The sequence below is a fragment of the Microcoleus sp. N3A4 genome (genome assembly GCF_036701805.1).
GTDB lineage: Bacteria > Cyanobacteriota > Cyanobacteriia > Cyanobacteriales > Microcoleaceae > Microcoleus.
This window is the reverse complement of the sequence record NZ_JAUBRJ010000001.1, coordinates 188,909-212,496: the sequence shown is the minus strand read 5'-3', so window position 1 is coordinate 212,496 and position 23,588 is coordinate 188,909. Positions and strand designations below refer to the sequence as shown.

The 23,588-nt window shown below is 45.4% G+C and carries 23 protein-coding genes, 1 tRNA gene and 1 pseudogene; 11 read left to right on the top strand and 14 right to left on the bottom strand.

The annotated features are described in order from the left end of the window. Positions 1-491 (bottom strand): annotated as a pseudogene (locus tag QUA56_RS01005) (hypothetical protein); the annotation flags it as partial. A 996-nt stretch (positions 492-1,487) separates the two neighbouring features. Here QUA56_RS01005 and QUA56_RS01000 point away from each other — a divergent pair. Both QUA56_RS01000 and QUA56_RS00995 read left to right on the top strand, forming a co-directional pair. Further along, a complete protein-coding gene (locus tag QUA56_RS01000; RefSeq protein ID WP_333352042.1) occupies positions 1,488-1,967 on the top strand; it encodes a YqhA family protein in 480 nt (159 codons plus the stop codon). 524 nt (positions 1,968-2,491) lie between these two features. After that, positions 2,492-3,211, top strand: coding sequence for an SAM-dependent methyltransferase (locus QUA56_RS00995; RefSeq protein WP_333352040.1), 720 nt, complete (start codon positions 2,492-2,494; stop codon positions 3,209-3,211). A gap of 178 nt (positions 3,212-3,389) precedes the next feature. Here the strand turns inward: QUA56_RS00995 and QUA56_RS00990 are convergent, their stop codons facing one another. The 3 genes from QUA56_RS00990 to QUA56_RS00980 form a co-directional block, all read right to left on the bottom strand. Beyond that, positions 3,390-4,490: an iron-containing redox enzyme family protein gene (locus tag QUA56_RS00990; protein WP_333352038.1), complete on the bottom strand. Its 1,101-nt coding sequence runs from the start codon at positions 4,488-4,490 to the stop codon at positions 3,390-3,392. Between the two features lie 214 nt (positions 4,491-4,704). Continuing rightward, positions 4,705-4,875 (bottom strand): hypothetical protein, encoded by a 171-nt coding sequence (locus QUA56_RS00985; protein ID WP_333352036.1) that lies wholly within the window; start codon positions 4,873-4,875, stop codon positions 4,705-4,707. Between the two features lie 36 nt (positions 4,876-4,911). Next, positions 4,912-6,708, bottom strand: a complete 1,797-nt coding sequence (locus QUA56_RS00980; protein WP_333352034.1) for an AAA-like domain-containing protein — start codon at positions 6,706-6,708, stop codon at positions 4,912-4,914. 163 nt (positions 6,709-6,871) lie between these two features. Here QUA56_RS00980 and QUA56_RS00975 point away from each other — a divergent pair, with 163 nt between their 5' ends. The 7 genes from QUA56_RS00975 (at position 6,872) to QUA56_RS00945 (ending at position 14,544) form a co-directional block, all read left to right on the top strand. Beyond that, complete coding sequence (locus tag QUA56_RS00975) at positions 6,872-7,417, top strand: NfeD family protein (protein ID WP_333352033.1); 546 nt, start codon at positions 6,872-6,874, stop codon at positions 7,415-7,417. Between the two features lie 130 nt (positions 7,418-7,547). Then, a complete protein-coding gene (locus QUA56_RS00970; RefSeq protein ID WP_333352031.1) occupies positions 7,548-8,108 on the top strand; it encodes an SPFH domain-containing protein in 561 nt (186 codons plus the stop codon). 116 nt (positions 8,109-8,224) lie between these two features. After that, on the top strand, positions 8,225-8,749 hold the full coding sequence (locus tag QUA56_RS00965; RefSeq protein ID WP_333352029.1) for a type IV pilin-like G/H family protein: 525 nt from the start codon (positions 8,225-8,227) through the stop codon (positions 8,747-8,749). Positions 8,750-8,883: 134 nt separating this feature from the next. Further along, on the top strand, positions 8,884-9,399 hold the full coding sequence (locus QUA56_RS00960; RefSeq protein ID WP_333352027.1) for a type IV pilin-like G/H family protein: 516 nt from the start codon (positions 8,884-8,886) through the stop codon (positions 9,397-9,399). Positions 9,400-9,749: 350 nt separating this feature from the next. After that, on the top strand, positions 9,750-10,271 hold the full coding sequence (locus tag QUA56_RS00955; RefSeq protein ID WP_333352025.1) for a type IV pilin-like G/H family protein: 522 nt from the start codon (positions 9,750-9,752) through the stop codon (positions 10,269-10,271). 19 nt (positions 10,272-10,290) lie between these two features. After that, positions 10,291-13,233, top strand: a complete 2,943-nt coding sequence (locus tag QUA56_RS00950) for an AAA-like domain-containing protein (RefSeq protein WP_333352023.1) — start codon at positions 10,291-10,293, stop codon at positions 13,231-13,233. Between the two features lie 252 nt (positions 13,234-13,485). Next, entirely contained in the window at positions 13,486-14,544 is a 1,059-nt protein-coding gene (locus QUA56_RS00945; protein ID WP_333352022.1) for a potassium channel protein, read from the top strand. 360 nt (positions 14,545-14,904) lie between these two features. On the opposite strand, the gene QUA56_RS00940 is transcribed toward QUA56_RS00945, so the two are convergent. Then, positions 14,905-14,976 (bottom strand) — tRNA-Thr (locus tag QUA56_RS00940). Between the two features lie 94 nt (positions 14,977-15,070). Continuing rightward, on the bottom strand, positions 15,071-16,858 hold the full coding sequence (gene pyk / locus QUA56_RS00935; RefSeq protein ID WP_333352020.1) for a pyruvate kinase: 1,788 nt from the start codon (positions 16,856-16,858) through the stop codon (positions 15,071-15,073). Between the two features lie 535 nt (positions 16,859-17,393). On the opposite strand from pyk, the gene crtR reads away from it, so the two are divergent. Beyond that, entirely contained in the window at positions 17,394-18,284 is an 891-nt protein-coding gene (crtR, locus tag QUA56_RS00930; RefSeq protein WP_333352018.1) for a beta-carotene hydroxylase, read from the top strand. Positions 18,285-18,478: 194 nt separating this feature from the next. Here crtR and QUA56_RS00925 read toward each other — a convergent pair whose 3' ends face one another. The 5 genes from QUA56_RS00925 to QUA56_RS00905 form a co-directional block, all read right to left on the bottom strand. Next, positions 18,479-18,826, bottom strand: a complete 348-nt coding sequence (locus QUA56_RS00925) for a type II toxin-antitoxin system PemK/MazF family toxin (protein WP_333352016.1) — start codon at positions 18,824-18,826, stop codon at positions 18,479-18,481. Next, positions 18,813-19,202, bottom strand: a complete 390-nt coding sequence (locus QUA56_RS00920; protein WP_333352014.1) for a DUF433 domain-containing protein — start codon at positions 19,200-19,202, stop codon at positions 18,813-18,815. The genes QUA56_RS00925 and QUA56_RS00920 overlap by 14 nt, the downstream gene beginning before the upstream one ends. 104 nt (positions 19,203-19,306) lie before the next feature. Continuing rightward, on the bottom strand, positions 19,307-19,714 hold the full coding sequence (gene aroH / locus QUA56_RS00915; protein ID WP_333352012.1) for a chorismate mutase: 408 nt from the start codon (positions 19,712-19,714) through the stop codon (positions 19,307-19,309). Between the two features lie 161 nt (positions 19,715-19,875). Next, the gene (sppA, locus tag QUA56_RS00910) at positions 19,876-20,694 is read right to left on the bottom strand and encodes a signal peptide peptidase SppA (protein WP_333352010.1); all 819 of its coding nucleotides are present in this window, start codon (positions 20,692-20,694) and stop codon (positions 19,876-19,878) included. A gap of 52 nt (positions 20,695-20,746) precedes the next feature. Then, the gene (locus QUA56_RS00905; protein ID WP_333352008.1) at positions 20,747-20,893 is read right to left on the bottom strand and encodes a hypothetical protein; all 147 of its coding nucleotides are present in this window, start codon (positions 20,891-20,893) and stop codon (positions 20,747-20,749) included. A 138-nt stretch (positions 20,894-21,031) separates the two neighbouring features. Between QUA56_RS00905 and QUA56_RS00900 the strand changes: the two genes are divergently transcribed. Continuing rightward, positions 21,032-22,105 (top strand): DMT family transporter, encoded by a 1,074-nt coding sequence (locus tag QUA56_RS00900; protein WP_333352006.1) that lies wholly within the window; start codon positions 21,032-21,034, stop codon positions 22,103-22,105. 13 nt (positions 22,106-22,118) lie between these two features. Here the strand turns inward: QUA56_RS00900 and QUA56_RS00895 are convergent, their stop codons facing one another. Genes QUA56_RS00895 through QUA56_RS00885 form a run of 3 tightly spaced genes read right to left on the bottom strand, consistent with a single transcriptional unit; the run spans position 22,119 to position 23,575 of the window. Next, positions 22,119-22,538 (bottom strand): PIN domain-containing protein, encoded by a 420-nt coding sequence (locus QUA56_RS00895; RefSeq protein WP_333352004.1) that lies wholly within the window; start codon positions 22,536-22,538, stop codon positions 22,119-22,121. Then, a complete protein-coding gene (locus QUA56_RS00890; RefSeq protein ID WP_333352002.1) occupies positions 22,535-22,834 on the bottom strand; it encodes a hypothetical protein in 300 nt (99 codons plus the stop codon). The genes QUA56_RS00895 and QUA56_RS00890 overlap by 4 nt, the downstream gene beginning before the upstream one ends. A gap of 51 nt (positions 22,835-22,885) precedes the next feature. Beyond that, positions 22,886-23,575, bottom strand: coding sequence for a phage tail protein (locus QUA56_RS00885; RefSeq protein ID WP_333352001.1), 690 nt, complete (start codon positions 23,573-23,575; stop codon positions 22,886-22,888). Positions 23,576-23,588 lie beyond the last annotated feature (13 nt).

The window sequence follows — 23,588 nt, the reverse complement described above, 5'->3', positions numbered from 1 at the left end:
CCTGTCGTACCGGTTGTATCGGTTGTACCAGTGCCTGTCGTACCGGTTGTATCGGTTGTACCAGTGCCTGTCGTACCGGTTGTATCGGTTGTACCAGTGCCTGTCGTACCAGTGCCTGTTGTATCGGTTGTACCAGTGCCTGTCGTACCGGTTGTACCGCTTGTGCCAGTGCCTGTATCAGTTGTACCGGTTGTACCAGTTGTACCAGTTGTGCCAGTGCCTGTATCAGTTGTACCGGTTGTACCAGTTGTGCCAGTACCAGTCGTACCCGTACCCGTACCGCTTGTACCAGTACCAGTGCCTGTCGTACCGGTTGTACCAGTTGTGCCAGTACCTGTCGTACCCGTACCCGTACCCGTTGTGCCCGTACCGCTTGTGCCAGCACCGCTGCCTCCCGACTGGGCTGAAGCAGGCACTGCTGAGGAAACCGTTGCTAAACTTAAAGTACAAGCGCTTGCTACAACAACTTTCAACAATTTAGAAGATTTCATGGTTATGCTTGCTTTTACGTAGGGTGCTGCGATCGCTTCTGATGCCAAAACCGCAGGGTCAAATTGACAGCGTAACGTGCAACTTTTCTAACATTCGCTGCGGGATAATGAAGGTAAGGGAGCAAATTTAGTCCCGTTCCATCGATTATTTTTCCAAGGGAAAGTTACACCGCAACGTTAATAGTTTATAAGCTATGACTTATCGTCCAAGTTCGCCATTCATCTTTAGGAATATTTGGAAAAATAGCGTTTTACTTCAGGTGGTGGATGATATTTGATTGGGCGGCAGACTAGCTAAATCAAAACTTGCACGCGGGGGATAGAAACCGGGTTTCTCTGAAAAATTTTGGGTTGAGTAACGAGATATATACGAATCAAGCGGGTTTCTGAGACAAGCGCGCGGATCTCCCTCTAAATTTTCCCCGGCTGGTGGTGCTTTGAGGCAGAAATTATTGATTTGATCGCCGTCAATTTTGGGTTGTGGCTCCGCCAAATGAGTTACTTTAAGATTTTTCGATGGCTATTTTTGCTTAACTTGCTGCTGGCAATTTGGACACTGACAGAATACCGCTCAAAATTTCCCAGGAAACTAAATTATCTCAAAAAGGGCATCGCTCATAGTCCCCAACGGCAAGGCTTTTGACCCAAAGCATCCAGGATACAAGCCCCCGGATTCATCCGTCCAGAAATAAAAAACCTCTATCCGATGAAACTTGCCCCCCGAATTTATCCGTGGGATCAATGCTTCAATTCTAAAATCTAAAGTCTAAAATCTAAAATCTAAAATCTAAAATCGATTGACTGGGCTTTGACTTGCGTTAAACAGGAAGGCGAACTGAGGGCTATCCGAAGCGGGCCCGCGCGACATTACATTAACTGGCGGGCGCGCACGAGCGAATTGCTTGTGAGTGCGATCGGCTAAACGCTGATATAGTAAAGCCAAAGGTATGCCAGAGAGCGCTTGTTCTCTAACACATTTCTCAAGGGACATCAAGTATGCTGCATCGAATTCTTGCCCGAAGTCGCTATCTAATGTTAATCGCTGTATTCGGTTCTTTTGCAGCCTCTGTGACGCTTTTAATCTATGGTGCCCTGGAAACCGTCATTACCATCGGCCACACAACTACAGTACCGATTTCCAGCGAAAACTCGAAACAACTGATTTTGTCCTTTGTCGAAGTTGTAGATTTGTTTCTGCTAGCCACAGTATTTTACATTACTGCACTCGGACTTTACGAGCTGTTTATTGACGATCGCATTAAAGTACCCATCTGGCTGGAAATTCATACCATCGACGACCTCAAAACCAAACTCACCAGCGTGATAGTCGTCGTATTGAGCGTATTGTTTCTCGCCGAGGTAGTTAGGTGGAATGGCGGAACCAACATCCTTCCCTTTGGAGCGAGTATCGCTTTAGTAATCGCTGCACAGACGTATTTTCTAAGTTCGCAAGTAAAAAAGCCGAAGTTAGATTAATGGCTGTTTGAGCAGGTAAATTATCCAAATCTGACCCAACAAACAAGGCAAATCAATTGCCTTTTTTATTACAATAAATTTAATATTATATCTGTCCTATGACCGATTAAAATACGTTTTAAAACAGGCTTTTAGATACACGACAGTAGTTGCTTCTAGTATATAGAGCAATCCTTTCAGGAGTGAACAGAACCTGCCAAAGCCCTTCTAAATCCTGAACATCAATGTTAAGCTGTTTGCGGCGCAGATGGTAACTGAATAATTTAAAAAGTCATATCTGACACTATTAAAACTAACGATTAGTTGATGATTTTCATATCTTAACAGCAATGGCTTTAATTGCCATCTGTCAATCGGATTAATTTCGTTAAGATTATTATCTATCGGCAGTCATAGTTATTTAATCGCAGTCGGTAAAATAGGAATATATAGATTACAAAAATTTATAAAATAGCTCTTGCGACAGATTGCTGCACTATTACTTATTCGATAGTTTAAAAACAGTCAACTTTGTTACCGAATTTATGCTCACTTCCTCCCATCCTCTGAAACAGGTATTCCACTGCCCGGAAGAATCGGATTTTTATGCACACTGCTTGGAAAGTTTAGTGTTAAATGCCAGCGACAATTCTCGACTTATCGTAGAGTTTGGTTCAGGAGAGGGAAGTCCAGTTATTAAGTCTTTGGTGAGAACTGATTTTGACGGGACAATACAGGGGTTTGAGCTAAATAAGGTAGCTTGGAAAATTGCTCAGTCTCAAATTAAGGAATATCAACTGAGCGAACAATACACGGTCAACAATTGCTCTTTTTTTGATTCGCCTTTATACGAGTCGGCGGATTGTGTAATCTCAAATCCCCCTTACTTGCCGGCGGTGGATGACAAGATTTACCAGCCGCTGTTGCACGGCGGGAGTGATGGTTGTACAATTGCTAAGAAACTTTTATCTTTGGGCTGTGACGAAGTTTTGCTGATGGTTTCTAGCTATTCTAATCCTGTCGGTTTGATCGATTATGCCTTGGATCGAGGCTACTCGGTTGCGAATTTTGAGATGGCACCTTTAACTTTTGGCTATTACAGTTCGGAACCCAAGGTGAAAAGCGCGATCGCCACTCTGCGAGAACATGGAATGGCTTTTTATTCGGAAAATATCTATCTGCTGGCTGGAGTTTTGTTTAAGAAGCAGGAAAAGTCGCAAAGAGATTTGTCGATCGAGCTAATTCAGTTAATGACAGCATTTTAAAATACATCGCTGGTAGGGTGCATCTGAGATGTTGCACCATTGTCAGGAACAGGCAAGATGCCTGTTCCACAAGAAATACACTCTTTGTGGAACAGGCATCTTGCCTGTTCCTAAAAGGCTTATTGAAAACGCTGCAATATCTAGGGTGCATCAAAGACTGATGCACCCTAGATAGCCGTTAATTCCGTTCTGCGGTTTGGATCGATCGCACTACAGCAGCCGCAGCCCGATCGCCGATCGACTTCGCCTGATCGTACCCCAACAGCAGCTCCCACGCATCCTGCGGGTATCTATCAACCAGCGGGATCGCCACTTCATCCACCATCCAGCGACCGTGACGCTCGTCTTCTTTGACGTGTAGTTCCCAATAACCCATCGCAGCCTGCGAAAGGCCCAGACGCTGGGCGCCGGCTACATAATTGCGGTAAGCGACGGGCCCCGCCACCTCAAAATAAGTGAGTCCGCCGTTGTAGCGCAGAAAATAGCGCTTGCGTTCCGTCAGCAGGTAGTTGTGATTGATGCCTGCGAGGACTTGCCAAGGCACTAAATCGAAGTACGCTTCCGGTTCCGTACTCATATCGAATTCAGCCAGCATTTGAGCACAAAAGGTTGAGTGCTTGCGGGGGAGGCGACCGCCGCCGTATTCTTCGATCAGCACCCGCATCAGGGTTGACTGAATTTCGTTGCCGACACCGCCGAGGATGCGAGAAAGGTGGCTGGCTTCAACTAAACCCTCGAAAGAGGAGATCGCCAGCAGGTGTCTGTATCCGGCTGCTGTCATCTGTTCCCGCCAATAGCGATCGGTCTCAGTTAGCGGAGGATCGACATCAGCAGCAGCGCGATCGCGCAGGGCTTGCTTGACATCCGGCAATTTTTGCAGCGCTGCAACGTCGATTTGCGCCAGTTCCCACTGCTGCCAAGGTTCCTCAATGCGATCGCGCACGGAACGCAAATAGTGCGATCGTTCGTTGTTGTAGCGGCGCAAATCGTCGTACCAAAACAAGTTGAGGCGGTTGATGCGGTAAAGCACGCGCTGCAAGAAGCGGTGAGCGGCCTCATCGCCCGGTTCCTGTTGGTAAGCTGCTTGAATTGCATGGGCTATCGCGCTTTCAAAATCGCTGACAAGTAACGGTTTTGCCGCCACCGTCTTGTCTAAATCCTCGACTTCTAGCAAATTGACAAATTGGCGATCGGCTGCTTCGTAATTTGGGAGCGGGGGTTGCTTTTTGGGAAGACTCGGCGAGTCTATTTTGGGGAGTAAATCTGCCGTATTTTGCATGGAATTAAGTTATGCTAACTCTAATTATTGTGCTGCCTGCCCAAACAGCCAACCGTTGCAGATTGCTGAGGATTCTGGCTAATTACTTTCAAGATAGCGAATCAGTCAGCGGCATACACCCTTCCATTGATAGAGATTTGACCGCTACCGTCTCATACCCTTTCAACTTGTGAGTAAAGGTAACAACGTTTATGGAAATTTGTATTAACTGATATCAGGCATCATTCTCAATCGCCTGTTTAGCAACGGGCAAGATGCCCGTTCCACAAAAACTCCATTTTCTTGTGGAACGGGCATCTTGCCAGTTCTTGAAAAACTCCATTTTCTTGTGGAACGGGCATCTTGCCAGTTCTTGAAAAACTAAATTTTCTTGTGGAACGGGCATCTTGCCCGTTCTTAAAAACTGTACAACCTATAACTATCAACCTAGGCGATCGCGAAAAAACTCCTCATATAAATTGCATCTCGCACTGCAATAATTGCCCTCCTGTTTCACCAAGCCCATACTATTTAATTTAAAAGCCAATTCTAGCCTCAATTTCACAGGCTTGGGCGCACTAGAAACCTCTCTCATCGCCTCGATTAATTCTGGATATTTTTCTAAATTCCACAAATGTCGGCGCAAATGGTCGCTGTAAATTCCGGCCTCCGTTGTTGCCGAGTTCAGCAATTGATTTAAAGTCACATCTTGACGGGAAATGCGATACATAGCCAGCCGCACTAAATAGGGATGTCCTCCCACTAAACCCATCAATTCTGCAACTTCATCAGCACTCCAATTCAATCCGTGCCGTTTGGCTAAATCTTGCACTTGCTGCAAATTAAACTCCGGCAACTCCACCGGCAATCCCACATTAAACGGCGATTTATTCACGTCCAGCGGGATATAAACTTCCGTAGAATGCACTACAATCAAGCGAAACTTTTTCCAAATATCTCGCCGTTTCGCTTCTTCGTGTAAAGCTCGCAATAACCCAAAAAAGTCGTCCGCAATTTCCGGCGATTCAAACAGGCGATCGCTCTCGTCCAAACCCAATGTCAGAGGCGCGGACAATTCAGACAGCAAATACTGTTCAAAAAAAGCCTTGCAGCACTGATTGCTGCCAATCAAATCTGCTAATTCCCAGCACTTAGGCAACTGCTCCAGCATTCCCAACTCTTGACCGACGCTAGCACAAAACCACTGCAAAAATGTATCTGAATTAGCAAAAATTCTTCTATTTGCTAGCTGAAAGCTCAGCGCTACCGTCCGAGAACCTTGCACTTCTGCGTGATGCAAAATCCTCGCCATCAAAGAAGTTTTGCCCATTTGTCTGGGTGCTTTGATGCGGATCAATGCTCCCGGCTGGGCGATCGCTTCGTAACAGCGGGATTCGATCGGAGGGCGATCGATATAAAAACGAGAAGCTATTTCAACTTGTCCTCCCGGCAATTCTGGCGGCGCTGCTGGCAGGGGTTGAATAATTGACTGTTTTGTGCTAGTAATTGCGTTCCATTCTACAGCTAATTCATGGTCGGCAGTTAACGATTTGCGACCTTCTTTGATAATGGTTAAAATTTCTGATAATAACTTTGATGAGTCGCCAGCACCGCGCCACAGCCAGGGCTGAATTCCTGCTAAATAGCTGAGCAAATCAAAGGAAAGCGGTGTATTTAATTCCACTAAAATAGGTAAAATCGCTGGTTTATGAGCCGTTAAATTGTGCGATTCTTTTGCTAGCTGCACTTGTTCTAATACCATTTCGCTAGCGGCAGATTCTGCGGAAATCAGCAGCAGTAAATAATCGCAACGCTTTAAATATGAGCCAGAGTCGCTGCTGTTGTTAAGAAAAAAGACTTCGTGACTGGCCGCACTCACAGCTTGGTGCAACTGCTGGGAAAGGGTGTTTTTTGGAGTCGATCGGGCGTTGGCGTTAGCGAAGCGATCCGAAGGAAAGCCCTCGAAGAGGATCGCCACTTTTGCCCTTACAAGCTGTACCTCCTCTGGATCTGAATTCGCCTCAAAATCGGCTAAATCCCGCCATTCCTGCCCCAATCCGCGACAAATTTCAATGAAATTGGCATAATCCACAGGTTTGCCATTCAGAAAATGGCTGACAGTAGATTGGGCCATCCCTAAATCCTCAGCCAAGATTTTCTGACTGGGAAAGCCATTTCTCAGGAGACAGGATTTAACTGCGCGAATGCACTCTTCGCGCACCCTTAGCGATCGTGGCATTGCTTATAACGATCGAGACACTGAAACCATCATAAATGCCAATAGTCCCTAAAGTCGATGAAAAGTCGATGAATTCTCAAATAACTCAGTCGCCAACTCAAATATCCGCCTGATTAGATTAGAAATAACAAGGTTCAGCACTGTCACAATGAGGTGAATTCTGATGTACTCTATCATAATTTGGTCGCTGGCATCAGCAACTAATCAACCAAGTTTCGCATTCACTCCGCCGATGTTGTGGTTGCTGATCGGAGTTGTGCTTAGTGCGATCGAGCTATTAATCATCAAAACTCAGCCCCAAAAATACAGGTTTTACCTGCTAATGATGGGAGCTTCTGCTTTAATTGAATCCTTTATTTTGTGGAGAGGAGCGGTAGCATTTCAGTTTAGTTGGGCGAACATAATGTATGAAGATTTTGACTGGCAAATCTTCTACTGGATGGGGATAGCCCTCGCGCTGAGCATCTGGATTAGACCGATTTTCATTGTTCGGAAAAAGTTTGTGATTCCCGAAGCAACCGAAGCGACAACTATCTCCGAAATTTTCCCCGGAGAAACCGGAATGGTGATTTATGAAGGGGCTTCTTGGAAAGCTCGCAACGAAGATTCCCAAGGGGCGATCGCACCCAGACAAAAAGTTTACGTTTTGCGCCGCGAAGGAAACACGCTGATTGTTGTACCTGACAGATTAATTCACATCAACGGCTAAATCTGAGTTAGCTCTTTTATGACTCGGCGATTGAAATCGCTTCTACACCAACAAAGTCCGCCTTCGCGGACTAAAGAATCACTATCAACTGTCAACTGTCAACTGTCAACTATTTAGCAGGAGATTCACTATGTATCAGTATTTTTTGATGGTGTTGTTTGCAATCACCGGAGTATCCTTAGCCAACAGCGTCAAAATCGTCCGTCAAGGAGATGAGGCTTTAGTTGAAATTTTCGGAAAGTACGATCGCAAGAAACTCGAACCTGGTTTGACATTTTTGATTCCCTTTGTCGAAACAGTCGCCTATAAACAAACTCTGCGCGAGCAAATTTTAAGACTGCCACCGCAAGAATGCACGACGCGCGATCGCGTTGCCGTCACAGTTGAATTTATTGTCTACTGGCGAATAATTGACTTAGAAAAAGCGTCTTACAAGGTGCAGAATCTCAAGGAAGCGATGTTAAATATGCTGATTCTTTCAATTCGGACTCACATTGCGACATTAGCACTGGAGGAACTTTACACGGCTCGCAATCAAATAAATAATGCTTTAGTGCAGGAGTTGGATACAACAACCGATCCTTGGGGTGTGAAGTTTACGAGAGTGGAATTGCGCGATTTTGCGATCGGCAGTAAAGTGATTCAGCCAACATCTATTAGCCGTAAAGAAGTAGAACACCTGCGAGCTTAAGGATTAGTATTACCTCATTTTCTTCGTTACCAGGCTCTGCCTGGTAACGCATATCCAGAGGCTCTGCCTCGCCAAATTTAATTCGCCTTGTATATACCCTTTAAGGAGAGAAAATCATGACTAAAAATCAAGAATCAATTATTAGCAAAATTATCCATGACGGCGGCCGATTTTTATTGATTATAATCGGCTTTTCACTACTTGTTGATGGCATCGCTCTGCCATCATTTCTGAATCAGCGCGAGAAGAAGGCAAAGCAATCGGAAGCAGAACAGTATGTTGGCTCAATGAACAAAGCTCAGCAAGCCTATTTTGCAGAAAAAAGTGCTTTTGCCACTTCTGTTGATGCTTTAGGAATTGGCATTAAAACGGAGACAATAAATTACAAGTATTCAGTTCGTAGCACTAAACAAGCTGCTTTTAATTATGGAGTATCCCAGCAAAAAAAACTTAAGAGTTATGTCGGCGCTGTCTTTGCAGTTCCTGATAAAGAAGTCGAGCCAAATGCTGCAAAAGATGAAATAAGCACAATACGGATATTTTGCCAAGCTGATGATCCCGGTACAATTAAACCAGCAGATCCCACTTATAAAAATGGTAAAATTGCTTGCGGTCAAGGCACAACAGAAGTGACCAAATAATCTAATTATATGCCAGATTATTCCTAGTTCCCAGGCAGAGACTAGGAAACCAGCTCCAGAGGATCTGCCTCAGTGAATTTAATTAAAGTTTTAAGGACTAAAGTCCTTACTACGAACAGAGAGGTGATAATACCATGCGTCAACAAAATTCTAAGCCAGCTATAGTTTCAGCTAATGGTTGCGGATGTTTAGTGCTTTTAATGGGGATTGGAGTAATTGGTGCGATCGCTCTGCCATCATTTCTGAATGCTAGCAATAAACCCATGATTTCAGAAGCAAAACAGTATGTTGGCTCTATGAGCCGAGGTCAGCAAGCCTATTTTGCAGAAAAAAATGCTTTTTCCAGTTCTGTTAAGGCTTTGGAAATTGGCATTAAAACAGAGACAACAAATTACAAGTATTCAGTTCGCGCCACTAAGAAAGCAGCATTTAGTTATGGAGTATCCAAGGATAAACAACTTAAAAGTTATGTCGGCGGTGTTTTTCTGGTTCCTGCTAAAAACTTTGAGCCAAATGCTGCTAAAGAGGAAATAACTACAATCTCCATATTGTGCAGAGCTGATTTTTCCGGTACAATTAAACCAGCCGAACCCACCTATGAAAATAGTAAAATTGCTTGCGGTCAAGGCACAACACAAGTGACCAAATAATCTAAGTATAGGCAAGATAAAGTCCTTACGACAAACAGAGAGGATACAATACCATGAGTCAACAATATTCTAAGCCAGCTAGCATTGCATATAACGGTTAACGCTTTTAAAAGCTCTACTGCTGGAGACTTCCGGGTTCCACCTGAAAATGTTGATAACAAGGCTCCTGCTAATCAAAAGACCAGTAGAACTCTCATCTGTGAAGCTGAAAAACGAGGGATTATTAAACCGCAGTTACCCAAGCAGAAAAAAGGCTACCCTGTCTGCGGTAAGGGAACAAAGGAAGTCACGAAATAGGGATTTTAACCGGGAAAATTGGGTCAAAATACCAACAATGAGGATATAATACCATGAGTCAAGAAAATTCTAATTTAGATAGAAAATTACCTATTTTTGGTGGTTGTGGATGTTTAGTGCTTTTGATGTTTCTTGGGCCAATAATTGCTGCTTTCGTTCTTCCATCATTCTTGAACAGCGCCTCTAAAGCAAAGGAAGCGGAAGCAAAAGTGTATGTTAGCTCAATGAACAAAGCTCAGCAAGCGGAGTTTTTAGACAGAGGTAGTTTTTCCAATTCAGTTGAATCACTGGGGATTGGCATTAAAACTGAAACAACAAACTACAAATATTCAATTCGCGCAACCAACCAAGCAGTATTTAATTATGGAGTCTCCAAGCAAGAACTTAAAAGTTCTATCGGCGGTGTCTTTGTAGTTCCTGCTAAAGAAGTTGATGCCAAGGCGGCTAAAGATAAAATGACAACAGCATCCATCTTGTGCCAAGCTGATTCGGCTGGTACAAGCAAACCAGCGGAACCCACCTATGAAAATGGTAAGATTGCTTGTGGTAAAGGCACAATAGAAGTAACAAAATAATCTAACTCTAGGCAATATAATGACAGTCGATTACCAATATCAAATCGGTGGCAGTCTCCCGCAAAATGCACCTACTTATGTAGTGCGACAAGCTGACTCAGAACTGTATCAAGCCCTCAAAGCCGGAGAGTTTTGTTACGTACTCAATTCCCGACAAATGGGCAAATCCAGTTTGCTGGTGCGAACTGTACAAAAACTCTCGGCTGATGGCATTGCCTGTGCTACGATCGACCTTTCGGACATTGGCAACCAGCAAGTCTCTCTCGATAAGTGGTACGGTGGCATCGCTTACAAGCTTTTGTGCAATTTCAACCTGTTTAACCCAGTCGAGTTTATGACTTGGTGGCGGGAGAGAGAGTTGATGTCGCCGGTGCAGCGCTTAGGAGAGTTAATTGAAGAATTGCTGCTGGTCAAAATTTCTCAAAACCTAGTGATTTTTATTGATGAAATTGATAGCGTTCTCAGTTTCCAAGAACCGCTAGACGATTTTTTTGCATTAATTAGGTGTTGCTACAATAAACGAGCTCACAATTCAGAATACCAGCGCATTACATTTGCTTTGCTGGGAGTAGCTACGCCATCGGATTTAATTAGCGATGCAACTCGCACGCCATTTAATATCGGTTTAGCTATTGAATTGCACGGTTTTAAGTTACAAGAAGCTCTGCCTTTAGCCAAGGGATTTGAGGGACAAGTAGACAATCCTCAAGAGGTTTTAAAAGAGATTTTGGATTGGACAGGAGGGCAGCCATTTCTGACTCAAAAGCTTTGCAATCTGATTTTGCACCATGTAAAAAGCTTAGTATCGGCTTCTATTATATCAAACTCAACGGATGAAATCACGACTGAAATTATTACTATAAATCAATTATTAATTAGCGAGATAGTGCAATCTCATATTATTGATAATTGGGAATCATCCGATGAACCGGTACACATCAAAACAATTCGCGATCGCCTTCTCAGAAGTCAGCACCGCGCCAGTAGGTTATTAGGACTATATCAAAAAATATTGCCACCCTGCGATCCCCCCCAACCCCCCTTAATAAGGGGGGAGAAAATGCCAGAATTACCCTTGTTAAGGCGGGCAGGGGGGATCTGCGCCGATGATACTCCCGAACAAACCGAACAGCAACTGAGTGGAAATCAGCAACCTTCAGAACCCCCCTTATTAAGGGGGGCAGGGGGGATCTGCGCCGATGATACTCCCGAACAAACAGAATTGCGGCTGAGCGGATTAGTAGTAAAACGAGCCGGAAAATTAACCGTATCCAACCGCATTTACGCAGCTATATTCAACCATAACTGGGTAGAAAAAGCACTCTGCGACTTGCGCCCCTATGCCGAATCTATAACAGCATGGATAGCTCAAAACTGTCAAGACGAATCTCGATTGTTGCGCGGTCAAGCACTGGAAGAAGCCCGAAAGTGGGCGGCAAATAAAAGCTTGAGTACCCAAGATTATCAATTTTTAAATGCGAGTCAAGAAGCGGAATTTGCCAAGTTCCGCTGTCAAGAAAAACAGCATCAAGCTGAAATAGAACAACTGCGTCGCGAAAAAAAATTACTAGAGGAACTAAGCGAAGCACAAAAGCAGAAAAAAGTGATTGCAATTAAACTTTGGCGCGAGCAACAACTGAGAGTGCAAACAGTTACAGTAGCAGCCGGAATACTGATATTAATTCTGATAGGAGCCTTTTGGATAAAACCATCAATTGAGGAAAGAAACAACAAAATTCTCACTCTCAGTCTACTATCAGAAACGCTCTTGGCTGCCGACAAAAAAGAAGAAGCTTTGCTAGAAAGCATCAGAGCTGTTACAGAAATGAAAGGATCGCTCGGAGTGAGTTCAGATATTCAGATGCGAGTGGCGATCGCACTCGAACAGGCAGTTTACAGCTTTCGGGAACGCCGCCGCTTGCAGACTCAAGCCAGTACCCTTGCTTTCGCGAGTTTCAGTCCCGACAGTCAAACAATTGTGACGGCTACCGATGATAATTATATCAAACTTTGGCAAACGAATGGAACTTTGCAAGCAACATTAACCGGGCATACTGATAAAATTAGAAGTGCCATATTCAATCCTAGCGGTCAGCTCCTTGTCTCGGCAAGCGACGACAAAACTGTCAAAATTTGGCAAAAAAATGGCAAGTTAATTCATAATTTAAAAGGACATAGCGGTCAAGTAACAAGCGTCACTTTTAGTCCAGATGGTAAAATACTTGCTTCAACAAGTGCCGAGGGAACAGTTAAACTCTGGAAAATAAACGGTGAAGAATTGTCAAGTTTTAAAGTGGAACGAGGTTGGATAACCAGCACGAGTTTTAGCCCAGACGGTCAGATAATTGCTGGGGCTGGCACTGATGGCACTGTTAAACTTTGGAGTTTGAGCAAGGTTGTGGAAAAATTGCGAAAACAGCAGTCAATAGAAGCAAGCACCGACATCAAATTGCTCCGAACTTTACAGATAGAAAGTGATAAAATAATGAGTGTAGCTTTCAGTCCAGACGGAGCAATGCTGGCGGCGGGAAGTGCTGGGGGAACTGCGAGAATTTGGAGCAAAGACGGCACACCGCTAAGTATTTTAAAGCATACAAGTGGATTGACAAATATCAGCTTTAGTCCCGACAGTCAAATGTTGCTATCTGCAAGCACAGATAAAATGGTGAGGCTGTGGAATATTGACGGTACATCGATCGGAACTTTAAAAGGTAACAAGGATGCAGTTTGGAGTGCGAGTTTTAGTCCTGACGGTAAGGCGATCGCTAGTGCTAGTGCTGACGGTACGGTGATGCTGTGGAATCTTAATCTTGACGATTTGCTGGTGCAGGGCTGCAATTTCGCCCGCAATGATTTTCAGACAAATCCGATCGCAAATCAAAACAATCGCCACCTCTGCGACGGGATTGGAACTCAGTCAGGCATTAGGCAAAAAAAACCGGGTCAAGAGTCAAAATCGTGAGTTTTGCAGCAAAATATCTAGGCAGAAACCGACTTTTTGACCAAGAATTTCAAAGGTGGTACCCGCCACGCGATTTATCCGTGGAATCAATCGAAAGCATCTAAAATCGAAAATCCTCAAGAAAGAGCATTTATCCGTGGGGTAAATCTAAAATCTAAAATCTAAAATCTAAAATCGACTGACCCAGCCTGCCTCTAGGGCTGATATGGTTAAACTTGGTAGAAGCTAATAGGTAATAGGTCAGCCCGATCGGTGTATTCAACTTTAGAGCAAAAGTACCAGCGCCTGCAAAAAGACTTAACGGGCGGAGTCATCGCCCTTGGCGGCATTTTCTGCACGGGTACTCTCTGGTATTGGCAGGTGGAAAAATGGTCTTTGCTCGATGCCGCTTACATGACAGTATTTACCTTAGCAACTGTCGGCTACGGTGAACTTCAGCCCCTCGGCCAACGCGGGCGAATGTTTACCATATGCCTGATTTTGATGGGCGTGATGGTGATTGGTTTCATCGTCAACCGCTTTACAGAAGCGCTGATTGAAGGATATTTTCAAGAAGGAGCAAGAATTAGGCAGCAGCGGCGATTGGTAGATTCTTTAATCGGGCATTACATTCTCTGCGGTTTTGGGCGCATTGGGCGTCAGATTGCCTTGGAATTTCAGGCAGAAAACATCCCTTTTGTGGTGATAGATTCGGCGGTGCAGTCGGTTGAGGCAGCTTTGGCGCTGGGGTACACGGCTGTGCAAGGAGACGCGACTCTGGACGAAATTTTGCTGAGTGTGGGGATCGATCGCGCAATTTGCATAGTAGCAGCTTTGCCTTCGGATGCCGAGAATTTATACACTGTACTGTCGGCGAAAACTCTGAATCCGAAGGTACGGGCGATCGCCCGCGCCACCACAGAAGAAGCCGTAAAGAAGTTGCAGCGGGGCGGCGCCGATGCCGTCGTATCCCCCTACATTACTGGGGGAAAGCGCATGGCGGCGGCGGCTTTGCGGCCTGAAGTTATGGATTTTGTAGACGGAATTTTGACCGGCACCGAGAGTTCTTTTTACATGGAAGAATTTCTAGTCGATCCCAATACTTGTGTCTACGTCGGGCAAAGTTTGAGAAATGCCAAGTTGCGATCGCAATCGGGGGCGTTGGTTTTAGCAGTGCGGCGCGCTGGCGGGACTTTGATTGTGGGGCCAACTGGAGAAACTGCGATCGAAGGAGGAGATATGCTGATTTGTTTGGGCACTGCCGAACAACTCCGCGCCCTCAATCAAATCCTCAGCCCGCTGAGTTCTCGCCTTCCCCGGCCCCCGAACTAATACGATGTCAGGTTTCTAGTCAGGAATGCAAGTCCTCTTTGGGGCGGTTTCGGCGGGCGAATGAGTTATGTAGGGTGCGTCGCTGCCACAGGTTCAATGGAACTTGCAGATTTACTCCTTGGCGACGCACCTTACTTACTACAAGATTGTGTTTACCACATATACATGGAATATGCTGTATGTGCGAGGGGGAAATGATTCTCTGAGTTTTAATATGGAATTGAAATATACGGTGTCAGGTTTGTAGTGAGGAATGCAAATCCTCTCTCGATCGATGAATCAGGACTAAAGTTTTTACTGCAAACCTAATGAATCGTTAAATGTGTTGCTTTTGTTTTGCAAAAATTGCTGAAACCCCAAAGCCGATGGTGGGATTTGAACCCACGACCGTTCGATTACGAATCGAATACTCTACCCCTGAGCTACATCGGCACAGACAATTTTGGATTATAGCATAACTTAAGCGAAAAAAGCAACGAGTTGTAGAATTTAATTCAAAACTCCACAACTCCTAACTCAGAACTTGTTAAACGACAAGTTCCCCGTCAGTTGAGCCGCCTCTGGCCCCGGAATAAACTAAACCCCGCTGCATATCCAGCGTCAGCATAGTTCCGTCCCGAATTACCCGCGTGGCATTCTGCACGCCCACCATCACGGGCACGCCCAAGCGCAAACCGATAATCGCGGCGTGAGAAGTCAAACTATCCTCCTCCGTCACCACACCGGCCGCTTTGCGAATCATATCCACAAAAGCGACGCTGGTGTGCTCTACTACCAAAATTTCTCCAGCGTGGAAATTGCCTACATCCGCAGCAGTACGAGCAACCCTGGCCATGCCGCTCACCGATCCCAAACCGACACCGGTGCCTTTGCCTAAAACTGCTGTCACTACCTCAACTTTGATCAAATCCGTCGATCCGGCAACCCCTTGCAGAGTACCGGCAGTCATCACCACTAAATCTCCGTCGCACACTAAATCTTTTTCCTGGGCGACAGTCATCGCAGAGTGAAATGTCTGGCCGGTGGAGGGCAAATCGAGCACCAGCAAGGGTTTGACTCCCCATACCAGTTGCAGTTGTCGGGCTACGTCTACGTGAGGAGTAACTGCTAAAATCGGAGTTTTCGGTCGGAACTTCGAGACATTTCGGGCTGTGGCGCCGGTTTTGGTCAGCGTCATGATGGCGGCCGCGTTCAACTGTTCGGAGATTTGGCTGACTGCTTGGCTGATACCGTTGGGGATCGATCGACCGATATCTTCTACATTCCTAATATTCCGCTTAATTCCTTCCCTCTCCATCCGCACCGCAATTCTCGCCATCGTCGCCACCGCTTCGACGGGGAACTTGCCGACAGCAGTTTCATTCGAGAGCATCACCGCATCAGTTCCGTCAAGAATTGCGTTGGCCACGTCGGAAATCTCGGCGCGGGTGGGACGGGGATTGTTGACCATGCTGTCGAGCATCTGGGTAGCGGTAATTACCGGAATGCCCATGCGGTTGGAGGTAGCAATCAGCCGCTTTTGCAAAATCGGCACGTCTTCGGCGGGCAGTTCCACTCCCAAATCGCCGCGGGCGACCATCACGCCGTTGCAAAGGGCCAGAATTTCTTCCATTTGTTCGATCGCCTCGTGCTTTTCGATCTTGGCAATCACCGGTACTTGCTTGCCCGCACTGGCTATCAGTTCTTTAATTTCGAGCATATCCTGGGGATTTCGCACGAAGCTCAGGGCCACCCAATCGACACCTTGGTCGAGGCCGAACATTAAATCTTTGCGGTCTTTGTCAGTCAGCGCCTTAATTGACAGGTACACTCCCGGAAAATTCACGCCTTTGTTGTTGGAAAGCGGCCCGCCGACAACGACGCGGCAGTACAGTTCCCGCGCCGCGCGGTCTACTTTTTCGACGCGCATTTCCACTTTCCCGTCGTCGAGCAGAATCACTGCTCCCTCTGGAACTTCGTCTGCTAGAGGTTCGTAGGTGACGGAAGAAATCAGCTCGGTACCGGCAACTGCGCGGCTGGTCAAAATGAAGGGATCGCCGTTTTTGACAACTATAGAGCCTGTCTCAAAGCGCCCTAAACGAATTTTCGGACCTTGGAGGTCTTGGAGGATGGCGACCGGCTGGTTGAGTTCAAAGGACGTTTGCCGGATTAAGCGAATGCTGCGCTGGTGGTCTTCTTCTGTTCCGTGGGAAAAGTTGAGTCGCAAAGTTGTCGCACCTGCTTCTATGAGCTGGCGCAGCACTTGTGGATCGGAAGTGGCTGGGCCAATGGTGGCGACAATTTTAGTTCGGCGTAGGGCTTTTGGCAGTTGCATGAATTGAGATGGGGTGGCTGGAGGATTTATTGTTTAAATTTCGGCTAACTTTTTGCTATTGACTACAAGCAATGACGCACGTCTTAATTCTTAAAAATTTCTCGACCGTCAAAACAGCGGGCATTGACCATTCTCTAGAATATCTGACTTTATTACCGATCGATAATCTTTTCTGTTCGAGGGCCTTTTCTTAAAAATAACTTTCGCCTAGGGCTTGACAAATATACAGATATGCCCCTTTATTTGTGCGGGTTTCCTAAGAGCGCTGTGCGAATCTAACATCGGTAAGCTGTTGTGGATTTGACTTTGTATGTTTAGGGCGGGTTCCGATGCTTACCCACAAGAATTCGATCGCGCTTTGACTGTAATATCAAATCCGGTAGCATCGGACGATCCTTGCCAAGCAACAATACTTTTATGTTTGCGTACAGGAGGGGCGATCGAGATTAGATACACTTATTTGACAAAACTTTACTATGGAGAGGCTTGTATCTTATACTACGCAAGTGTGAAATATTAAGGAGTCTTAACAAAGATGTCGGAGGCAGGACGGCCGCTGACAGTGCCTAGAGAGTTTCTCAGTCCTCCCGGTGATTTCAATCCGACACTGCTGCTGTTTTTGAGTGCAGTAGCGATTATCGTGATTTCTTACTTGGGTTTCTGGTTTTGGGAATGGCCCCAATGGTGCTGTTTTTTATTGAACGTGTTGGCTTTGCACATGGCGGGGACAGTGATTCACGATGCGTCTCACAATGCAGCGCACCGCGATCGCACAATTAACGCTATTTTGGGACACGGTAGCGCGCTGATGTTGGGTTTTGCATTTCCGGTGTTTACGCGGGTACATATCCAGCATCACGCCCACGTTAACGATCCCGATAACGATCCAGACCATTATGTTTCGACGGGCGGGCCTCTTTGGTTGATTGCTGCGAGGTTTTTTTACCACGAGATTTTCTTTTTTAAGCGCAAACTGTGGCGGAAAAATGAACTTTGGGAATGGTTTTTCAGCCGTTTGTTTGTGGTCGCGATCGTGTATATCTCGATTCAATACGACCAGCTAGGCTATGTGCTGAACTTTTGGTTTTCTCCGGCTTTGGTGGTGGGACTGGCGTTGGGATTATTTTTTGATTATTTGCCGCACCGTCCGTTTCACGAGCGCGATCGCTGGAAAAATGCCAGAGTATATCCTAGTCCAATTCTGAATATCTTAATTTTGGGGCAGAATTATCATTTAATTCATCATTTGTGGCCTTCGATTCCTTGGTACAATTACAAGCCAGCTTACGAAGCTGTCAAGCCGCTGTTAGATGAGAAAGGTTCTCCTCAAAGTTTGGGAATATTGGAAGGGAAAAAAGACTTTTGGAGTTTTATATATGACATTTTTTTAGGGATTAGGCTGCACCGCAAGAAAGCGTCTGATTGATAAAAACCCGGTTTCCTTGAGAAGCCGGGTTTTTTTGTGCGATCGAGTTGAAAATCATATTTGGATAATGTCAGTGCGAGCCTCCCGAAAGCGATTTGGATAGCGAGCGGGGATGCTTGCGATGTGGGTAGAGTGAAATCGGACTATCGCCCTTTCTGAGTTGTCGGGGCGATCGACTTTCACAATCGCGAAGTCTATTGAGTACGCAAATCCAAGGCGATCGACAAAGCGCTATCCAATTGCACCAAAGCAGACTCAGAAAGTATCCCGCGTTTATGCAAAAGGCGACTTTTCGCCAAAGCCCGAACTTGCTCTCCAAGTGCTATTGAGTCTCGATCGAATCCTCCGTCAGGAGCAATTATCAGTACCTGACTCCGATAAATGCGGCGTGATGGGCGATAAGTGGTACAAGGAACCACAAGCACGACTTGACTGGACACATTTATCGAATCATTGCTAACAATAATCGCTGGGCGAGTCCCTCCTTGTTCTGAACCTTGAACAGGTTCAAAATCAGCATCATAAACTTCACCGCGTCTCATATTCAGACTCACCTATGAGCAATGCTTCCCAGTCTGCTGTCTCAAATTCTTGACAAATTGCCAAAGCTTCTGCTTCATATTCTGGATCGTTTGCCATGTCTGAAAAGTCGGCATAAATCACTTTATCGGGCTTGAGATTTACTAACTGCGGAGGCTTGCTATTTTGCTCGATTATTTCAGCACCATAGGCAATACAAGCAAGAATATCCTCTCGCCCTATACTTGGATAATGCTGAATTATTTCCTCAATAGTCGAGCCACTAGCTAAGCAATCTAGAATCACAGAAACCCAGATTTGATGTCCCCGAATGCAGGGTTTACCAGAGCCGATATTGGGGTCGATCGAGATTCGAGATAGTAAGTTTGTTCTATTCATAAAACATCCTCATTTAACCTGCAACTTGTCAAGCCCTTGAGAGTACAATCGGTCGATCGCCCTTTTTGAGTTGTGGGGGCGATCGGCTTTCACAATCGCGAAGTCTACTTTTCCCCGGCCGCAGCCACCGCTAAATTCCTATCGGGGCGCAAATTTTGAGCTCCTCGCAAATAAGGATGATAAATTTCAGTATGTGCCGGCCAATTAACGTGAATTAAAAAGCGGATGCAGCGTTCCAAAGCACCCTCAACGTGCATTTGCTGGACATCCAAGAGAGGAACATTACACCAGTGAGGGCGTTCGCGGGCGATCGCGGCCGGAAAGACAGCATCTAAATCGCGAGTAGCAGAAAACGTAGCACTAATAATTAATTCCGGATCTAAATCATTTCTTGCTTCTAATTCATCTAATAGTTCTTTCACCGCTTCTCGAATTGCTGCCACCGAATTATCGCTAGCAGTAGTTGCCCCACGAATCCCCCGCACTTGCCACTCCACGAAATTTTTCTCCATTTTTGTCAGTTGTAAGTTGTCAGTTGCTAGTTGTTAGTTGCTAGTTATTAGTTGTTAGTTGTTAGTTATTAGTTATTAGTTGTTAGTTGTTATTTGTTAGTTGCCAACTGCCAACTGCCAACTGCCAACTGCCAACTGCCAACTGCCAACTGACTATTCAATCACGGGCGATACATCCACAGCGGCAAACCGCTAGCAGACAGCTCGAATTCCAGCCATTTTGTGTAAGCTGAAAGCCCCGATGTATCTAGACTACTCCCCAAGACGCGATTTAGGAAAGGTTTTGCTTTTTCCAGAGTGCAGCACTCGGTTTTTTCCGGGTCGAGGCCTGCGAGTTCGGCGGCAAGGCGACGGGCGTCTTCTTCTGTTCCCAGTCGATCGACCAAACCCAATTCTAAGGCTTGCTGGCCGGTAAAAACGCGGCCGTCGGCAAAAGTTTTCACGTTTTCAACTGCCAATTTCCGGGCTTCAGCAACGGTTTCCACGAATTGCTGGTAGCTGGTGTCGATCAAGTCTTGCAGAATTTGCTGTTCAGGATCGGTCAATTCTCGATCGAATGCCAAGATATCTTTATACGGCCCCGATTTAATCACCTGAAAAGAAACGCCTACTTTTTCTAACAGCCGTTCTAAATTGTTGCCCCGGATAATCACGCCAATACTGCCGGTAATTGTACCGGGATTGGCAACGATATGCTCGGCTCCCATGCCGATGTAAACTCCGCCAGAAGCTGAAATATTGCCAAAACTGGCAACAATTTTGACTTTTTCGCGCAAACGCTTGAGTGCGCTGTAAATTTCCTGGGAATCGCCGACTGTGCCGCCGGGGCTGTCTATCCGCAGCAGCAAGGCGGGAAATTTGCGTTCTTCAACAGTTTTGAGAGCTTCTAAGACTCGTTTGCGGGTTTCTCCGGCAATGGCTCCGGTGATTTCGATACGGGCGATTTGTTTGCGGTAGCGGGGCTTGAATGGCCAAATCATGGGCAGTGTACAGGCAATGTTACGAAATTTTGTAGCTAACTTCTAGTGTGCCTTATTCATCGGGGTAGATGTTGTGCTTGTGTTCGCAACAGGCAAGATGCCTGTTCCACCTTGATTTTGTGGAACAGGCATCTTGCCTGTTCATCATGGCGGCAACAGGCAAGATGCCTGTTCCACCTTGATTTTGTGGAACAGGCAAGATGCCTGTTCCTAATGGCCGATCGAGGTTTGTACGATCGCACTTAACCCACGTTCGATATATAATTGTAAAAATTGCTTAACAAATCTACATCATTCTCGTGAGAGCCAATCTCATCAATTATTTGGAGTCTCCGCCATGCAGCTAAAACTTACCGATTCTAAACTGCCTTTTGCCCCGCTGTTGCTAATTGCGCCGTTTTTCCTGTGGGGAACCGCGATGGTAGCGATGAAAGGGGTGATGCCGCACACAACGCCGCTGTTTGTGGCATTCGTGCGTTTAGTACCTGCGGGCGTGTTGGTGCTGCTGGCGGCGGCACTAATGGGAAAACCGCAGCCGCAGGGCCCAAAAGCTTGGCTGTGGATTTCGCTGTTTGCTTTAGTTGACGCTACTTTGTTTCAAGGCTTTTTAGCTGAAGGTTTGACCCGAACCGGTGCGGGTTTGGGTTCGGTGATGATTGATTCTCAACCGCTAGCTGTGGCGATTTTGTGTTTGTGGCTGTTTCAAGAAAAAATTGGTTTTTGGGGCTGGTTGGGATTAGTTATTGGCGTTGCTGGGATTAGTTTAATTGGGTTGCCGGATGGCTGGATTTTGGGGCTTTTTCATCCTGAAAACGCGCAGGTTTCTGGGGGTATCGAACAGTTGTTTCAGGGTGGAGAATGGTTGATGCTGTTGGCTGCTTTGTCGATGGCTGTGGGTACGGTTTTGGTGCGCTGGGTTTGCCGCTATGTTGACCCGGTGGTGGCGACTGGTTGGCACATGATTTTGGGCGGTTTGCCGCTGTTGGCAATTTCGGCTGCAACTGAGTCCGAACAGTTTGTGAATATCGATTTTTCGGGCTGGATGGCATTAGGTTATTCTACCGTGTTCGGAAGTGCGATCGCCTACGGTTTATTCTTTTATTTTGCTTCGAGTGGCAGTCTAACAAGTTTAAGTTCTCTTACCTTTCTTACGCCTGTATTTGCTTTGCTGTTCGGCAACTTGTTCTTGGGCGAAGTGCTCAATCCGCTGCAATCGATGGGAGTTGGGCTGACTTTGGTGAGTATTTATTTGATCAATCAGCGGGATACTTTGGGTGATAAATTGAAGAAAGTGCGGCACGGTGAAGCGAGTGCAGAAGTTGAAGCAACAGGATTGTTAGAGTCGTCTGAGTTGAATTCTGTAGAATTACCCGTGCAGTTGCGGGTTAGCGAACTGGAATCAGAAGTTTAGCGCTTTGAGAAATTTAGGGAGAATTGGTTAATTCTTGAATTAACTGATTTGGAGTTACAATCCTAGGAATAGTAACCGGAAAATCTCGCGGGTTGCGGGTGACAATGGCATCAATTCGATTGATTACAGCAGTGCTGTACTGAATCGCATCTTCAAAATCCTTGAAGTTGCAAGTTAATGCCATTGAAATAACAGAGTTATCTACTGTTGCTACTTGACAAAATGTGGCTAGCTGTCGCAAAAAATCCAGCGTCCAATCGCGGCCTCTGTCTCTGCGGATAATATAGTAAAGGTCGCTAAAAGTTGAGGCTGAAATATAGCCTTGAATTTGTGCTTCTTCAACAAAAGTTAAAATGCGATCGCTCTCAGCAAAGAAAGATTCTCGATCGAGCGCAACATCTACTATTATATTGGTGTCTATCAAGACTTTCACAGGTTATGTTTCTCCTGTAAATATTCCCATTTTGCTTGTTTGTCTGGATCGTCAAAATCCAGCGGTTCCGGTACAGCATCTCGATCGAATAAACCTTGAAATGCCTTCACGTTAGTTTTAAACTTTTTTTGAGGTGCTTCAGGTGCGATCGCATTTTCTGACGTGCTGGCTTGTTTAACCGTTTCAGGTAGCTGCAAGACGATGATTTCTACATCTCCCGGTGGCATATTCACGGGTTCCACAACTACCAAGTTGCCAGTTGCATCGATTTTACCTCTAAGTTTGTATGCTTGCATGGTAATCTCCGATAACTATGTTTCTATTATATGACATAATAACTTGCTTCATTACCAATCCTCTTCACCACCAATCTTAATGTCTCTGCTTTGAATCTTTTCTATAAAATTTTTAAAACTGGGATTTTCTGCGTAATGCTTCATCAAAACTTTATGCTTGCGATATTGTGCTGAAATAACTCGATAATATTCAGGATTTTTAGCATTAGCGTCGATCGTAAAATTGTGTTTTTTCTGAACTTCCCGATTTAACGTGTCGAGACAGTTTGTAATTTTAGCTTTTCTACTGTCTGTATAATACAGTGGAAGCAACCAACACTCAATAGAATGTACGGAGATTGCAAATATAATTTTTTGTTGATATTCGCTGTAAAAATCATCGCCGATCGCACCTCTAAACTTTTCAATAACTTTTTCAATTAACTGCTGAGGAGTAAATTCACCGTTTTCATCTTGCTTGGGGATATTATAATCTTCTGAAACATCCGTATCTATTTGGATAATGATATAGTCAATAAATTGCAATGCTTCTTGAAAATCTCTTGACTTACAATAATTAAAAACTAGAGTCCAGCCGCCGTATGTGGATTTATTCTCATTGTCTTTATCTCTTTCTGGTTGAAGTTGTCTGATATCTAAATCTGGACTATTGAAATATCCAGCTAAAATATTCTCAATAACAATCTGGTCAGTAAGTCCCTCTGTAACCAATCCAAAACTAATCATAAGCTGTGGCGGCATTTAAATTGTATGT

Coding starts and splice junctions, on each gene's coding strand:
- QUA56_RS00955 (WP_333352025.1), top strand. CDS start 9,750: ATGAGTCAAGAAAATTCTAATTTAGATAGAAAATTACCTATTTTTGGT.
- QUA56_RS00890 (WP_333352002.1), bottom strand. CDS start 22,834: ATGCAAGCATACAAACTTAGAGGTAAAATCGATGCAACTGGCAACTTG.
- QUA56_RS00975 (WP_333352033.1), top strand. CDS start 6,872: ATGTACTCTATCATAATTTGGTCGCTGGCATCAGCAACTAATCAACCA.
- QUA56_RS00970 (WP_333352031.1), top strand. CDS start 7,548: ATGTATCAGTATTTTTTGATGGTGTTGTTTGCAATCACCGGAGTATCC.
- QUA56_RS00920 (WP_333352014.1), bottom strand. CDS start 19,202: ATGAATAGAACAAACTTACTATCTCGAATCTCGATCGACCCCAATATC.
- QUA56_RS00950 (WP_333352023.1), top strand. CDS start 10,291: ATGACAGTCGATTACCAATATCAAATCGGTGGCAGTCTCCCGCAAAAT.
- QUA56_RS00965 (WP_333352029.1), top strand. CDS start 8,225: ATGACTAAAAATCAAGAATCAATTATTAGCAAAATTATCCATGACGGC.
- QUA56_RS00980 (WP_333352034.1), bottom strand. CDS start 6,708: ATGCCACGATCGCTAAGGGTGCGCGAAGAGTGCATTCGCGCAGTTAAA.
- sppA (WP_333352010.1), bottom strand. CDS start 20,694: ATGATTTGGCCATTCAAGCCCCGCTACCGCAAACAAATCGCCCGTATC.
- QUA56_RS01000 (WP_333352042.1), top strand. CDS start 1,488: ATGCTGCATCGAATTCTTGCCCGAAGTCGCTATCTAATGTTAATCGCT.
- QUA56_RS00985 (WP_333352036.1), bottom strand. CDS start 4,875: ATGCCCGTTCCACAAGAAAATTTAGTTTTTCAAGAACTGGCAAGATGC.
- QUA56_RS00900 (WP_333352006.1), top strand. CDS start 21,032: ATGCAGCTAAAACTTACCGATTCTAAACTGCCTTTTGCCCCGCTGTTG.
- QUA56_RS00960 (WP_333352027.1), top strand. CDS start 8,884: ATGCGTCAACAAAATTCTAAGCCAGCTATAGTTTCAGCTAATGGTTGC.
- pyk (WP_333352020.1), bottom strand. CDS start 16,858: ATGCAACTGCCAAAAGCCCTACGCCGAACTAAAATTGTCGCCACCATT.
- QUA56_RS00885 (WP_333352001.1), bottom strand. CDS start 23,575: ATGCCGCCACAGCTTATGATTAGTTTTGGATTGGTTACAGAGGGACTT.
- QUA56_RS00925 (WP_333352016.1), bottom strand. CDS start 18,826: ATGAGACGCGGTGAAGTTTATGATGCTGATTTTGAACCTGTTCAAGGT.
- QUA56_RS00990 (WP_333352038.1), bottom strand. CDS start 4,490: ATGCAAAATACGGCAGATTTACTCCCCAAAATAGACTCGCCGAGTCTT.
- crtR (WP_333352018.1), top strand. CDS start 17,394: ATGTCGGAGGCAGGACGGCCGCTGACAGTGCCTAGAGAGTTTCTCAGT.
- QUA56_RS00995 (WP_333352040.1), top strand. CDS start 2,492: ATGCTCACTTCCTCCCATCCTCTGAAACAGGTATTCCACTGCCCGGAA.
- aroH (WP_333352012.1), bottom strand. CDS start 19,714: ATGGAGAAAAATTTCGTGGAGTGGCAAGTGCGGGGGATTCGTGGGGCA.